Source organism: Streptomyces albiflavescens (assembly GCF_014645835.1).
Lineage (GTDB): Bacteria > Actinomycetota > Actinomycetes > Streptomycetales > Streptomycetaceae > Streptomyces > Streptomyces albiflavescens.
On the sequence record NZ_BMMM01000011.1, the window covers coordinates 100,822 to 115,243 of the forward strand.

The 14,422-nt window shown below is 71.9% G+C and carries 9 protein-coding genes; 5 read left to right on the forward strand and 4 right to left on the reverse strand.

The window, feature by feature from the left end; genetic code table 11:
- Positions 1-79: 79 nt before the first annotated feature.
- Positions 80-1,669 (forward strand): phosphoglycerate dehydrogenase, encoded by a 1,590-nt coding sequence (gene serA / locus IEY95_RS27765; protein WP_189188896.1) that lies wholly within the window; start codon positions 80-82, stop codon positions 1,667-1,669.
- 74 nt (positions 1,670-1,743) lie between these two features.
- Here serA and IEY95_RS27770 read toward each other — a convergent pair whose 3' ends face one another.
- Both IEY95_RS27770 and IEY95_RS27775 read right to left on the reverse strand, forming a co-directional pair.
- Positions 1,744-4,719: an ATP-binding protein gene (locus tag IEY95_RS27770; RefSeq protein ID WP_373294558.1), complete on the reverse strand. Its 2,976-nt coding sequence runs from the start codon at positions 4,717-4,719 to the stop codon at positions 1,744-1,746.
- 121 nt (positions 4,720-4,840) lie between these two features.
- Positions 4,841-6,403 carry an MFS transporter gene (locus IEY95_RS27775; RefSeq protein ID WP_189188898.1) on the reverse strand — a complete coding sequence of 521 codons (1,563 nt, stop codon included), beginning with the start codon at positions 6,401-6,403 and terminating at the stop codon, positions 4,841-4,843.
- Positions 6,404-6,513: 110 nt separating this feature from the next.
- Between IEY95_RS27775 and IEY95_RS27780 the strand changes: the two genes are divergently transcribed.
- Positions 6,514-7,137: a TetR/AcrR family transcriptional regulator gene (locus tag IEY95_RS27780; RefSeq protein WP_189188899.1), complete on the forward strand. Its 624-nt coding sequence runs from the start codon at positions 6,514-6,516 to the stop codon at positions 7,135-7,137.
- Between the two features lie 84 nt (positions 7,138-7,221).
- Here the strand turns inward: IEY95_RS27780 and IEY95_RS27785 are convergent, their stop codons facing one another.
- Entirely contained in the window at positions 7,222-8,388 is a 1,167-nt protein-coding gene (locus IEY95_RS27785) for an MFS transporter (RefSeq protein WP_229703429.1), read from the reverse strand.
- A gap of 47 nt (positions 8,389-8,435) precedes the next feature.
- Between IEY95_RS27785 and pdxR the strand changes: the two genes are divergently transcribed.
- Positions 8,436-9,848, forward strand: a complete 1,413-nt coding sequence (gene pdxR, locus IEY95_RS27790; protein WP_189188900.1) for a MocR-like pyridoxine biosynthesis transcription factor PdxR — start codon at positions 8,436-8,438, stop codon at positions 9,846-9,848.
- Positions 9,849-9,917: 69 nt separating this feature from the next.
- Here pdxR and IEY95_RS27795 read toward each other — a convergent pair whose 3' ends face one another.
- Positions 9,918-11,390, reverse strand: a complete 1,473-nt coding sequence (locus IEY95_RS27795) for a PucR family transcriptional regulator (protein WP_189188901.1) — start codon at positions 11,388-11,390, stop codon at positions 9,918-9,920.
- A gap of 168 nt (positions 11,391-11,558) precedes the next feature.
- On the opposite strand from IEY95_RS27795, the gene IEY95_RS27800 reads away from it, so the two are divergent.
- Positions 11,559-12,485, forward strand: a complete 927-nt coding sequence (locus IEY95_RS27800; RefSeq protein WP_189188902.1) for a proline dehydrogenase family protein — start codon at positions 11,559-11,561, stop codon at positions 12,483-12,485.
- Positions 12,486-12,724: 239 nt separating this feature from the next.
- On the forward strand, positions 12,725-14,365 hold the full coding sequence (gene pruA, locus IEY95_RS27805; RefSeq protein ID WP_189188903.1) for an L-glutamate gamma-semialdehyde dehydrogenase: 1,641 nt from the start codon (positions 12,725-12,727) through the stop codon (positions 14,363-14,365).
- Positions 14,366-14,422 lie beyond the last annotated feature (57 nt).

The following is a 14,422-nucleotide window of genomic DNA, read 5'->3' on the forward strand; positions in this document are numbered from 1 at the left end:
CGTGCGTCTTCCACGCGGCTACCCTCCACCGCCTGCGGCCGTCGGGACGGCCGTCCGCATTGGACTTGTGAGGACTCACGTGAGCTCGAAACCTGTCGTACTCATCGCTGAAGAGCTGTCGCCCGCGACCGTCGACGCCCTGGGCCCGGACTTCGAGATCCGGCACGCGAACGGCGCGGACCGCGCCGAGCTGCTGCCCGCGATCGCGGACGTCGACGCGATCCTGATCCGCTCGGCCACCAAGGTCGACGCCGAGGCCGTCGCCGCCGCCAAGAAGCTGAAGGTCGTCGCACGAGCCGGCGTCGGCCTGGACAACGTCGACGTCTCCGCCGCCACCAAGGCCGGCGTGATGGTCGTCAACGCCCCCACCTCGAACATCGTGACCGCGGCCGAGCTGGCCTGCGGTCTCCTCGTCGCCACCGCTCGCAACATCCCGCAGGCCAACTCGGCGCTGAAGAACGGCGAGTGGAAGCGCAGCAAGTACACCGGTGTCGAGCTCGCCGAGAAGACCCTCGGTGTCGTCGGCCTCGGCCGCATCGGCGCGCTGGTCGCTCAGCGCATGTCGGCCTTCGGGATGAAGGTCGTCGCCTACGACCCCTACGTCCAGCCTGCCCGGGCCGCGCAGATGGGCGTCAAGGTGCTGTCCCTCGACGAGCTGCTCGAGGTCTCCGACTTCATCACCGTGCACCTGCCCAAGACCCCTGAGACCCTCGGTCTCATCGGCGACGAGGCGTTGCACAAGGTCAAGCCGTCGGTGCGCATCGTCAACGCCGCGCGCGGCGGGATCGTCGACGAGGAGGCGCTGTACTCGGCGCTCAAGGAGGGCCGCGTCGCCGGCGCCGGCCTCGACGTGTACGCGAAGGAGCCCTGCACGGACTCCCCGCTCTTCGAGCTCGACGAGGTCGTCTGCACCCCGCACCTCGGCGCCTCCACGGACGAGGCCCAGGAGAAGGCCGGTATCTCCGTCGCCCGCTCGGTGCGCCTCGCCCTCGCCGGTGAGCTGGTCCCCGACGCGGTGAACGTCCAGGGCGGTGTCATCGCCGAGGACGTCAAGCCGGGCCTGCCGCTCGCCGAGCGCCTCGGCCGCATCTTCACCGCCCTCGCGGGCGAGGTCGCGGTCCGCCTCGACGTCGAGGTGTACGGCGAGATCACCCAGCACGACGTCAAGGTGCTCGAACTCTCCGCGCTCAAGGGTGTGTTCGAGGACGTCGTCGACGAAACCGTGTCGTATGTCAACGCCCCGCTGTTCGCGCAGGAGCGCGGCGTCGAGGTGCGCCTGACGACCAGCTCGGAGTCCCCCGACCACCGCAATGTGGTCACCGTGCGCGGCACGCTCGGCAACGGCGAGGAGGTCTCGGTCTCCGGCACGCTCGCGGGCCCGAAGCACCTGCAGAAGATCGTCGCCGTCGGTGACTACGACGTGGACCTCGCGCTCGCCGAGCACATGGTCGTGCTCCGTTACGAGGACCGTCCCGGCGTCGTCGGCACCGTCGGCCGCATCCTCGGCGAGGCGGGCATCAACATCGCCGGTATGCAGGTCGCCCGCTCGGCTGTCGGTGGCGAGGCCCTCGCGGTCCTGACCGTCGACGACACGGTCTCGCAGGCCGTCCTCTCCGAGGTCGCCGAGGAGATCGGCGCGACGTCGGCGCGTTCGGTGAACCTCGTCTGACGTTCGCGGTCTGACATTTGCCATCGAGGGCCGGACCACCTACGGGTGGTCCGGCCCTCGGTCGTATGACGGGGTCAGCCGGACGGCGTCGTTTCGGGCTCGATCAGACCCTCGCGGTAGGCGATGGCCACCGCCTCCGTGCGGCTGGCGGCGCTGAGCTTGGCGAGGATGTTGGAGACGTGGACGCTGGCCGTCTTGCCGCTGATGAACAGCTCCTCGCCGATCTGGCGGTTGGTGCGCCCGCGCGCGAGCAGGCGCAGGACGTCGCTCTCGCGGGCTGTCAGTGTGGCGATGCGGTCCTCGGCGGACGGTGACTCGGCGAGGCGGCCGCGACGGATGAGGGCGTCCAGGTCCTCCCGCAGCGGTACGGCACCGAGGCGGACGGCCGTGTCGCGGGCCGCGCGCGCGTGCTCGGCGGCCTCCTCGCGGCGATCGGCGCTCAACAGGGCTTCCGCGAGCCGCCGCTCGCAGCGGGCCAGCTCGTAGGGATCGCCGTAGCCGAACGCGGTGACGGCCTCCTCCCAGGCGGTGGCGTCCGGCCCGGTGCGGGCGCGGATCCACTCCGCCTCGGCGCGGGCGAGCCAGGCCCGGCCCTCGGGGCCCTGCTCGGTGCCGTCCTCGCCCCTGGCCGCCGTCGTCCTGGCCAGCTCCACCAGCTCGGTCGCGGTGTCCGTCCAACGGCGGGCCCCCGCCGCATCACCGGACAGACGCGACTCCTCGGCCGCGTCCGCGACCGCGGCCAGGGCCAGCGCCGCCAGCCGTACACCGACGTCGGGCCGTTCGGCGCCCGAGACGTCGGTAAGGGTCTCGACCGAGCTGTGTACCCGCTCGACGGCCGCCTCCGGGTCGCCTCGCAGCGCCGCGGTATCGGTCAGGACGATGCTCGCGACGAGGGTCGCCATCCAGTCGAAGGGCCCGTCGAGCAGAGCGCGGGCCCCTCCGGCGGCCGTCTTGTGATCGCCGCGCGCCACGGCGACGTAGAGCGCGGGACCGGTCGCGAACTCGCCGGCCGCGGGCAGCCGTTCGGCATCCGCGGCGGCCGCTCGCGCGCACTCGTCCCAGCGGCCCAGCGTGTAGAGCACCAGGGACTGGAGGTAGCGCAGCTCCAGTGCGTACGGCGAGGTGAGGAGACCGGCGCGGCGGGCGCGGTCCAGGCCGTGGGTGAGCGAGGTCAGACACTCGTCGAGGTCGCCGGATTCGTAACACCCGATGGCGAGGTTGTAGAGCGCGCGCATCTCGACCGGGATGTTGCCGGCGCTCCGGGCCAGCTCGCGGGCCTGCCGGAGCCGGTCGCGTCCCTCCGGCGTACGCCGGTTGTGCGCCTCCAGACCGACCAGGGAGATCATCAAATCGGCCTGGGCGTCGGCGAGTTCGAGCTTCTCGGCGGTGCGCATCGCCTGGCGGGCGACCCGCTCGGCGTCCTCGTCGTGCCCCACGTACCGTGCCGCTATGACGTGTGTCGCCGCCGCCCACACCCAGGTGGACGACGGAGGCTCGGCGGGGATCATGGCGAGCGCCTCGCTGCTGTACGTGAACGCGGCCTTCAGGTTGTCGATGCGTATCAGGTTGCCCGCGAGTGTGTAGCGGACGCGGGCGGCGAGTTCGGAGTCGGCGTCCGAGCCGGCTCTGGCGAGTGCGGCGCGGGTGAGGTGGACCGCCCGGTGGGCCTCGCCCGCGCGTGCGGCGGCGGCGGAGGCGCGCAGCGTGAGGGTCACCGAGTCGCCGTCCTGGGGGCGGGCGGCGGCGTCCACCGTGGTCCACAGTTCGAGTGCGGTTTCCAGATGGTGCAGCTCTTCCGCCGGCGCGCCGACTCGCTGGGCGTGGTCGGCGGCTTCGAGTGAGGCCGTGAGCGCGTCGGCGAGGTCATGACTCTCGCGTGAGTGGTGGGCCCGCTCCGCCGCGCTCTCCGCCGAACGGCCGTGCCCCGCAAGCAGTTTGGCGAACGCGCCGTGCAGCCGGACACGCTCGCCGGGCAGCAGATCGGCGTACACGGCCTCGCGGGTGAGGGCGTGCCGGAACGAGTACGTGGCGTCCTCGCCGGGGACCAGCAGCTGCCGGCCGACGGCCTCGCGCAGCGCCGACTCCAGCTCGTCCTGCGGCAGTTGTACGGCGTCCCGCAGCAGGGTGTGCTCGACACGGCGCCCGGCGACGGCGGCCGTGCGCAGGACCTGCTGAGCGGTCTCGGAGAGCTGCTCGATGCGGATGAGGAGTACGTCGGCCAGCCCGCTCGGCATGGCGGGCGACGCCGGGTCGAAGTCCCCCGGCAGGGCGGCGAGCAGCTCCTCCGCGTAGAACGCGTTGCCCTCGGCCCGGTCGACGATTCGGCGGACCGTGGTGTCCGACAGGGGGTCCGTCCGCAGCGCCCGGACGAGACGGGCCACTTCGGCGTCGGCCATCGGCCGCAGCTCCACGCGGTCGACGGCGGGCAGCCGGATCAGCTCGGCGAGCAGGGGGCGAAGGGGATGGCGGCGGTGCAGGTCGTCCGCGCGGTACGAGGCGAAGACCGCCAGGCGGTGGGCGGGGGCGCCGGGCCTCGGGCGCTGGAGGAGCCCGCGGCTGAGCAGGAAGCGGAGGAGGTCCCGGGAGGACTGGTCCGCCCAGTGCAGGTCTTCGAGGACGAGGAGGAGCGGGGCGATGTCGGCGAGGTCGGCGAGGAGCCCGGCCAGGCCCTCGAAGAGCTGCAGGCGGCTGCCGGGGTCGGGCGCGCTGTCGGTGCCGGATCCGGTGCTCAGCAGGCGGTCCACCGCCGGGTGTGCCGCGAAGGCGGGGGCGAACCTGTCGTCCGCGGCCAGTGCACCGAGGATCTCCGTGAACGGCAGGTACGGCAGGCCCACGTCGCCGAGGTCCACGCAGTGGCCGGTGAGGACGGCCATGCCGGTGGCCGCGGCGTGCGTCGCGGCTTCCGTCAGCGTGCGGGTCTTGCCGACGCCGGCGTCGCCCGCCACCAGTACGGCGCGGGGGTCGCCGTGCTTCGCCCGCTCCAGCACGCCGGTGAGCCGGGCGAGTTCGTCCTCCCGGCCGATGAACGGCGTACCGAATGTCTGTGCCACGGGGACCATCCTGGCACGCCGCACTGACACCCGTACGGTCGCTCGGTGCGGCCCACCGAACGGGTTTCGCCCGAAACGCCGGACGGGCCGGGAAACCCCGGCCCGTCTCAGATGGGCATCCTCAGGCAACCGACTCCGCGGCCTCGGCCCGGTCCTCTCGTACGTGGACCTTCCGCAGCGTCGCCGTGGCGAGCACCGCCGCTCCCAGCAGCAGGACCGCACCCGCGATCGCCGCGGCCTGCATCCCACTGGTGAAGGCCTCCCGCGCGGCCGTCGTCAGGGCCTGCCCCGCGTCGCCCGGCAGTTGCCGGGCCACGGCCAGCGCGCCGCCCAGGGTCTCGTGGGCCGGGGCCGGAGCACCGGCCGGGATCTCGTGGCGGTAGACCGCCGTGCCGATGGAGCCGAGGACGGCCATGCCCAGCGCGCCGCCGAACTCCGCGCCGGTCTCCAGGAGGGAGGAGGCGGCGCCCGCGTTGCCGACGGGGACGGTGCCGAGGGCCAGGTCCATCATCTGCGACATCACGGTGACGATCCCGGCGGCGAGGACACCGGCACCGGCGAGGACGAGCCACATCGAGTCGGTACCGGCGAGCGTCAGCAGCCCGTAGCCGCAGGCGGCGGTGACGAAGCCGCCGGAGACGACGTGGGCGCGGTGCACACCCTTCTGGACGAGCTGCGCGGCGACCGGGGCCGCGACGCCGACCAGGACCGTGGGGAGCAACGCCCACAGCGCGGCCTCCATGGAGCTCTTGCCGAGCACGGACTGCAGGTACTGGGTGGTGAAGTACGCCGAACCCATCATCCCGAAGGAGGAGATCAGGTTGAGGACGACGGCCGGCGCGAAGCCGCGGCCGCGGAACAGGGCCGGGGAGATCAGCGGGGACGTCGCGGTGCGCTGGCGGTGGACGAACAGCGCCGTGAAGACCAGACCGACGAGGACCGAGACGACGTACTCGAACTTCCAGCCCTCGGACGGTATTTCCTTGATGCCGTAGATGACGGGCAGGACCGCCGCCATCGACAGCGGCACGCTGAGCAGGTCGAAGCGGCCGGGCTCCGGGTTCTTGGACTCCGGGAGCATGATCGGGCCGAGGACCAGCAGCAGCACCATCGCGGGCAGGTTGACCAGGAAGACCGAGCCCCACCAGAAGTACTCGACGAGAACACCGCTCATCACCGAACCGAGCGCGACGCCGCCGGTCATGACGCCGGACCAGATCCCGATCGCCTTCGCGCGCTGGGCGGAGTCCGTGAACATCGTGCGGATGATCGCCATCGTCGACGGCATCAGGGTCGCGCCGCCGATCCCGAGGAGCGCGCGGGCGGCGATCAGGGTCTCGGGGCTGTTGGCGTACGCGGCGATCACCGAGGCCGTGCCGAAGGCGGCGGCGCCGAAGAGGAGGAGCTTGCGGCGACCGATGCGGTCGCCGAGCGAGCCCATCGTCATCAGCAGCCCGGCGAGCACGAACGCGTAGATGTCGAAGATCCACAGCTGCTGGGTGCCGCTGGGCTCCAGGTCCGCGCTGATCGAGGGGATCGCGAAGTAGAGGACCGATACGTCCATCGAGACCAGGAGCAGCGGAAGCATCAGAACGCCGAGGGCGGTCCATTCGCGGCGGCCGGCGAGGGCGGCGGGGCCACCCGGGGTGCCGGGTGCGGGAGTTGTGCTCGTCGAGTTCGTCATGGCAGCGACTGTACGCACGTCTTAAACGCTTGTCTAGTACGAGCGTTTAAGACGCATGTTTTGAACGTTGGTATAGGACGACTGTATGGATCGGGGGTACGCTGGTCCGCATGGGACACCGTGAGGATCTGCTCGAAGGCGCCAAGCGCTGCCTGCTGGAGAAGGGGTTCGTGCGCACGACGGCGCGCGACATCGTCAAGGAGTCGGGGACGAACCTGGCGTCCATCGGCTACCACTACGGCTCGAAGGACGCGCTGCTGACGCAGGCCTTCGTGGAACTGATTCAGGAGTGGGGCGAGAAGTTCGACCCGGCTTCGGCGCGCGAAGCCGAGCCCGGAGGCTCCGTCGAGCGGTTCCACAGCGTGTGGGCGCGGATGCTCGAGTCCTTCGAGGACTTCAGGCCCTTGTGGGGGGCCAGCATGGAGATCGCCACGCAGGGCGACCGGGTGCCGCAGCTGCGGGACTTGATGGCGAAGGCGCAGATCGAGGGCCGGTCCGGGCTCGTCGCGATGATGACGGGCCTGGACGAGGAGACGCTCGACGAGCGGACCGTGCAGTCGCTCGGCGGCTTCTACCAGGCGCTGCTCAACGGCCTGATGGTGCAGTGGCTCTTCGACCCGGCGAGCGCGTCCACGGCGGACGACCTCACGGAGGGGTTGCGGCGGGTGATCGACGCGGCCGCTGCCGCGGAGGCGAAGGGCCGGGGCGAGGGCCAGGATGAGGGCCAGGGCTGAGGCGTCGGGCCGGACGGGTCGAGTGCCGGGACCGGTCGGCAAGGGCCGGCAGCCGTGGTGCGGTCATTCGTTTCGGCGTGCTCGTCAGTCCTTCTTCGTGGCGCTCGTCCGCCGGTCCCGCATCGCCGGGATCACCGCCACCAGCATCAGTACGGCGGTGACGGCGAACGCCGGCGCATAGCCCGTCCGTCCGGCCAGCGCGCCGAAGCCGACCGCGCCGACGCCCATGCCGCCGTCGTACGCGAGGTTCCACAGCGCGCTGACGGTGCCGTAGCCGGAAGCGGGGACCCTCGCGTACATCAGGGTCAGCGTGGCGTTCTGGGCGATGCCGAAGCCGATGCCGAAGACGGTCACTCCGGCGAGGACGGCGACCGGACTGGCGGTCAGCGCCGTGATCAGCATGCCGGAGGAGGACAGGGCCAGGCTGGGCAGCACGAGTCGCGCCGGGTCGTGGCGGTCGCCGTACCGGCCGGCCAGCCAGCGGGCGGCGGTCGACGCGGCGGGCTGGATGAAGAGGGCCGCCGCGACGACGCCGGTGTAGGCGGCGGGGACGGCGAGCGGCAGGAACGTGACGATGACCCCGGTCGCGAGGGCGGTGGTCGCGAAGACGACGGCGGGGCGGGTCAGGGCGGCGGTCCGCAGTCCGGCCACCATGCCCACCGGCTTTTCGGTCGTCGACTCCCGGTCCGGCAGGCCGGGTACGGAGGCGATCGCGGCCAGCGCGGCCACGCCCGCGGTCACCGCGACGGCGGTACAGCCCACGTGCGCGGCGAGCCACACACCCAGCGGCAGGGCGATCAGGGACGGTACGCCGGAGACGACGCCCACCAGTGCCAGGCCCTCGCCCCGGCGCCCGGCGGGAATGAGCGACGCGGTGAGCGCGCCGCCCGCCACGAGCGTGAGCGCGAAGCCCAGGCCGCGGACCAGGCAGATGGCCACGATCCATGCCATGTCGCGGGAGGCGGTCAGGGCGAGCGCGGGTGCGCCGAGCAGGGCGAGGCCCGCGATCAGCGCGACACGGTATCCGTAGCGCGCCACGAGGCGTGGAGCGGCCAGTTCGCCGAGGACCGTGGCGAGCATCAGGGCACCCGTGGCAAGGCCCGCGCCCGACGCCGTCGCGTAGCGGGGGACGACCGACAGGAGCAGGAAGAAGCTCACCGAGGCGCCGACCATGCTCACGAAGCGGAGCATCAAGGGGCGGGTGAGGAGCGGGGGTTGGGCCGTCGGCGGCGTCATCGCGGCAGTCGTCATGGGAACGACGTTAGGTTGTGGCCGGACCGCCGGTAAGCTCCAATTCCATGCCGCCGCAGTGGGCCGGTTTGTCGCCCGAGCTGCTCCTGTCCGTCGACCGGGGCAGCGGTGAGCAGCTGCGCGCGCAGCTGGAACGGCAGGTGCGCGACGCGATCCGCACCGGTCGGCTGGTCGCCGGTGAACGCCTTCCGTCCTCCCGCGAACTCGCCCGCGCGCTAGGCCTGTCGAGGGGCCTGGTCCAGGACTGCTACGTCCAACTCCAGGCAGAGGGCTACCTCGTGACGCGTGTCGGCTCCGCCACGCGGGTCGCGGCGGGCGCCCATGTTCCTCCCGCGCCCGCCTCCGCCCACCCGGCGGCCCCGCGCCTGATCGCCGACTTCCGGCACGGCGTACCGGACTTGGGCAGCTTCCCGCTCGCCGACTGGCTCTGGGCGATGCGCGAGGCGGGCCGCGCCATGCCGACGGCCGGCCTCGACTACGGGGATCCACGCGGAAGTTCGGCCCTGCGCGAGGTCATGGCCGGATATCTGCGCCGGGTGCGCGCCGCCGCTGCCGACCCCGAGCGGATCGTGGTCTGCTCCGGTTACGCGCAGGGCCTCGGACTGGCCCTGCGCAGCCTGGCCGGGGCCGGCGTGCGGGTCGTGGCGTACGAGGACCCGGGCGCGCCGGCCTCCGCGACGGCCGCCGCGGAGGCCGCGGGCCTGACGGCGGTGCCCGTAACGGTCGACGACGACGGCATCGACGTACGAGCGCTCGACGCGACCGGGGCACGGGCCGTCGTCGTCACCCCCGCGCACCAGTGGCCCACCGGGGTCGTCCTCGCGCCCGCGCGGCGGCTCGCCCTCATCGAGTGGGCCATGCGGCGGGACGCGTACGTCATCGAGGACGACTACGACGCCGAGTTCCGTTACGACCGGGAGCCCGTGGGCGCGCTGCAGGGGCTCGCCGCGGACCGGGTGATCTCCATCGGCACCGTCAGCAAGTCCCTCGCCCCGGCGCTGCGCATCGGCTGGCTGCTCTGCCCGCCCGCGCTCACCGGCCCCGTCACGGAGGCCAAGCGGCTCACCGACCGCGGCTCCCCGACCCTCGACCAACTCGCTCTCGCCAAGCTGATCGAGTCCGGCCGCCACGACCGCCATCTGCGCCGTATGCGCACCCTCTACGCGACCCGGCGTACCGCCCTTGTCTCCGCCCTTGCCGCGCACGCCCCCGAGGTCCGGCTCACCGGCCTCGCCGCGGGGTTCCACGCCGTCGCGCACCTCGCCGCTCCCGCCGACGAGAGGGCCCTCGTGATCGCGGCGCGGGAACGGTCCGTCGGGCTGTACGGCATGAGCCCGTGCCGCTCCACGCACGCGACCACGCCGGTTCAACTGGTACTGGGTTTCGGGGATGTGGGGGAGCGGGCGATCACGGAGGGCATCGCGGCGGTCGGCGACCTGCTCGCAGGGCCCTGTTCCTAGAGACGGCCCCCTCCCCGGAGACACTCCCTGTCGCTGGACGGCCTCAGAGCCCGTTCGGCGGATCGGGCCCTAGAGCCGCGCCCCCTTCAACACCATGTGCAGCAGCAGCCGGTCCTCGCCGTCGTCCAGGTCGAGGCCGGTGAGCTGCTCGACCCGGGAGAGACGGTAGTAGAGCGTCTGGCGGTGGATGCCCAGCTCCGCCGCCGTGCGCCCGGCTTGGCCCGCGCAGTCGAGGAACACCTCGGCGGTGCGGGCGAGTTCGTGGTGGGCGGGAGACAGCAGGATCCGTACGGCAGGGTCCTGGGCGGCCTCCGGAGGCAGGGAGGTCAGGAGCCGGAAGGGCCCGATGGACCCCCACTCCCCGACCGGGCCGAGGCGCGGCTCGGCCAGCACGGCGCGCGCCGCGGCGGACGCCTCCTGCCAGGCCGTGCCCAGCTCGGCGAGCCCGACGCGCGCGGTGGCGACCCCGGCCGCGGCACGCAGGGCGCGATCACCTCCGGCCGCCCCGCCCGATACGGCTCCGGTCGTTCTGCCGGGCTTCGCCCCGGCCGATGCGGCACCCGCCGTTCCGCCGGGCTTCGCCCCGGCCGATGCGGCACCCGCCGTTCCGCCGGGCTTCGCCCCGGCCGATGCGGCACCCGCCGTTCCGCCGGGCTTCGCCCCGGCCGATGCGGCACCCGCCGTACCGCCGGGCTCACCACCTCCCGCCGTGCCACCGCCGGTGGGCCGATCGACCCCGCGGCCACCCTCCGCCTCCCGCACGAAGCGCGAAGCCGCCGTCAGTGCCGGAGTCAATACGTCCGCCGAGCGCAGTCGTACGAGCAGCGCCAGGCTCTGCCCCGTTGCCCCCCACGGCACCGTGCACAGCGCCGTCGCCCCCGGCACCGAACGGGCGGAAGGGGCGTCGTCCGGGTCGGCCGAGGGCCACGGGGCGACGCAGACGACGGTGTGCAGTCCGTCGCCGCGCGGGCCGAGGGCGGTGCGCAGTTCGGCGACGGCCATGTCGCGCTGCCAGCCGCGCTCGGCGGTGAGGACGGCGCGCAGCTCGCGGGTGAGGTCCGCGCCGGCCTGGGCCTCGTCGGCGAGCAGGGCGCCGATCCGGGAGGCGACCTCCATGGCGGCGGCCAGCTGGGCGTCGGTGGGGCCGGGCTCGTCGGCCAGCAGCCATACGTAACCGAGGACGACGCCCCGATGGCGTACCGGGAGGCAGATTCTCCCTCTGTACACCCCGGCTTCCGGAGTCGGTGGAATGCGCACCGGACCCGTCGCGCGCGCGATGCCGAAGCTCTCGAACCAGGCCCGGACCGCCGACGTGGAGCGGCGCGTGAGGATCGAGCGGGTGCGGACGGGATCGAGGGAGGCCTCGTCGAAGTCGCCGTCACTGTCGTATGCGCCAAAGGCGATCAGCTCGAAGTCGCGGTTCTCCAGCGTCGCGGGGGCACCGAGGAGCGCCGAGATCTCGTCCACCAGCTCCTGGTACTCACCGCGGCCTGCCCCGCGGACTGCCTTGAAATCGCCCGTCACACGGGCATTCTGCCTCATTTTTCACGGCGCCTCATACAGATGTCTGAGATCCAGGGCACGGATGCGTGACAGCTGTCGATGGCCGACGATCGGAGGGATCCTTAGGTTTCACGGTGGTTCTCCGTGCCGTACCCGAAAAGTCTCTTGAGGGGCCGCGGCCGTCCGTTCTTTCCGTGGAGGTGCCCCGTGCTGGGTCCCGTGATTCTCGCCGCGTCGCGCAGCGACAAGATGCGCCGCTTCGTGTCGGCGGCCCCCGGCACCAAGCAGGTGGTCGCCCGCTTCATCGCCGGCGAGACGGTCGACCAGGTCATTCCGATCGTCCAGGACGCCGTCGCCAAGGGACTCGAGGTCACCCTCGACGTCGTCGGCGAGGACATCACCACCCGCGAGCAGGCCTTCGCCGCCCGGGACGCGTACCTGGAGCTCATCGAGCACCTCAAGGACCTGGACCTCGGCACCAAGGCGGAGATGTCCATCAAGCTGTCGATGTTCGGCCAAGCTCTGGAGGGCGGTCACGAGCTCGCCCTCGCCAATGTCCGCCCGGTCGTCGAGGCCGCCGCCGCGATCGGCACCACCGTCACGCTGGACGCGGAGGACCACACCACTCTCGACTCGATGTTCGCCATCCACGAGGAGCTGCGGAAGGACTTCCCGCAGACCGGCTGCGTCATCCAGGCCTACCTGTTCCGCACCGAGGCCGACGCCCGCCGCCTCGCCGCGAGCGGCAGCCGCGTACGCCTGGTGAAGGGCGCCTACAAGGAGCCCGCCGAGGTCGCCTACCAGCAGAAGGCCGAGACGGACAAGGCGTACGTCCGCATCCTGAGGATCCTGATGGAGGGCGAGGGGTACCCGATGATCGGGTCCCACGACCCGCGGCTCATCTCCATCGCGCAGGAGCTCGCGCGCCAGGCCGGGCGCAAGCTGGACGAGTACGAGTTCCAGATGCTGTACGGCATCCGCAGCGAGGAGCACCTGCGGCTCGCCGCCGAGGGCCACCGCATGCGGGTCTACACCGCGTACGGCACCGACTGGTACGGCTACTTCATGCGAAGGCTTGCGGAGAAGCCGGCGAACCTGCGCTTCTTCGTCCGCTCGATGGTCAGCAAGGGCTGAGCGGTAGCCGTCGGCACCCGGGTGCATCCTGGGTGACGGCAGCTACCGCCCATCGGTCGGCTGAGCCGACCAGGTTCCGGAAAGGAGTTACGGAACCCGTGACTCCGCCCCCGTGGGGGCTCCTCACTCGCTCGCCGCAACGAGCTCGTGACGGTCAAGCCCTGACCGCCGCCCAACATACGCACACGGTTTCGGCTCTCCCGGGCTGAAGCCAGGGATTCACTCGGAAGAGGTAGCTCATGGACGCTGTGACCCAGGTCCCCACCCCCGTCAACGAGCCGGTGCACGGCTACGCCCCCGGCTCGCCCGAGCGCGCCCGTCTGGAGGCCAAGCTCAAGGAGCTGGCCGAGAACCCGATCGAGCTGTCGATGACCATCGGCGGCGAGAAGCGGCTCGGTGGCGGTGAGCGCTTCGAGGTCGTGCAGCCGCACAACCACAAGGCCGTCATCGGCACCGGCGCCCACGCCACTCAGCAGGACGCCCAGGACGCCATCGACGCGGCCCTCGCCGCCGCCCCGGCCTGGCGCGCGATGTCCTTCGACGACCGCGCCGCGATCATCCTGCGCGCCGCCGAGCTGCTGTCGGGCCCGTGGCGCGAGACCCTCGCGGCCTCCACCATGCTCGGCCAGTCGAAGACCGCCCAGCAGGCCGAGATCGACACCCCCTGCGAGCTCGTCGACTTCTGGCGCTTCAACGTCAAGTACGCCCGTGACCTGCTCGCCGAGCAGCCCCCGGCCAACGCGCCGGGCGTGTGGAACCGCCTCGACCACCGCCCGCTGGAGGGCTTCGTCTACGCGATCACGCCGTTCAACTTCACGGCGATCGCGGGCAACCTGCCGACCGCGCCCGCGCTGATGGGCAACGTGGTCGTGTGGAAGCCGTCACCGACGCAGACCCACGCCGCCGTGCTGCTGATGCAGCTCCTGGAGGAGGCGGGTCTGCCCAAGGGCGTCATCAACCTCGTCACCGGCGACGGTATCGAGGTCTCCAAGGTCGCCCTTGAGCACCGCGACCTCGCGGGCATCCACTTCACCGGCTCGACCAAGACCTTCCAGTACCTGTGGAAGACGGTCGGCAACAACATCGAGAAGTACCGCTCCTACCCGCGGCTCGTCGGCGAGACCGGTGGCAAGGACTTCCTGGTCGCGCACCCCAGCGCCGACCGCGCGGTCCTGAAGACCGCCCTGACCCGCGGTGCCTTCGAGTACCAGGGCCAGAAGTGCTCCGCCACCTCCCGGGCGTACGTCCCGGCCTCCATCTGGAACTCCGGCTTCAAGGAGGAGTTCGCGGCCGAGGTCGACTACCTGACCATGGGTGACGTCACCGACCTGTCGAACTTCATCGGCGCCGTCATCGACGAGCGCGCGTTCGCCAAGAACAAGGCCGCCATCGACCGCGCGAAGGCCGACGAGTCCTGCACGATCGTCGCGGGCGGTTCGTACGACGACTCGGTCGGCTACTTCGTGCGCCCGACCGTTGTCGAGTGCTCGGACCCGGAGAACGAGGTCTTCAAGACGGAGTACTTCGGTCCCTTCCTCGCCGTGCACGTCTACGAGGACGGAGACGACGAAAGCTACGACGAGATGCTGACCCAGATGGAGTCGGCGTCCGACTACGCGCTGACCGGCTCGGTCATCTCGGGCGACCGTGCGGCGACCGCGTACACGATGGAGAAGCTCCGCTACGCGGCGGGCAACTTCTACATCAACGACAAGTCGACCGGCGCCGTCGTCGGCCAGCAGCCCTTCGGTGGCGGCCGCGCCTCCGGCACCAACGACAAGGCCGGCGCCCCGCAGAACCTGATGCGCTGGACGCTGACCCGCGCCATCAAGGAGACGCTGGTCCCGCCGACCGACTACGGGTACCCGCACATGGGCTGACACGCCCCCGCACACCCGGGCCGGGAAGCCTGACCCCCCGAGCAGGCTTCCCGGCCC

Bases quoted from the DNA above. Each gene is read 5' to 3' on its own strand.
- pruA (WP_189188903.1), top strand. From the start codon at position 12,725: ATGGACGCTGTGACCCAGGTCCCCACCCCCGTCAACGAGCCGGTGCAC.
- pdxR (WP_189188900.1), top strand. From the start codon at position 8,436: ATGCCGCCGCAGTGGGCCGGTTTGTCGCCCGAGCTGCTCCTGTCCGTC.
- IEY95_RS27775 (WP_189188898.1), bottom strand. From the start codon at position 6,403: ATGACGAACTCGACGAGCACAACTCCCGCACCCGGCACCCCGGGTGGC.
- IEY95_RS27795 (WP_189188901.1), bottom strand. From the start codon at position 11,390: ATGAGGCAGAATGCCCGTGTGACGGGCGATTTCAAGGCAGTCCGCGGG.
- IEY95_RS27780 (WP_189188899.1), top strand. From the start codon at position 6,514: ATGGGACACCGTGAGGATCTGCTCGAAGGCGCCAAGCGCTGCCTGCTG.
- IEY95_RS27785 (WP_229703429.1), bottom strand. From the start codon at position 8,388: ATGACGACTGCCGCGATGACGCCGCCGACGGCCCAACCCCCGCTCCTC.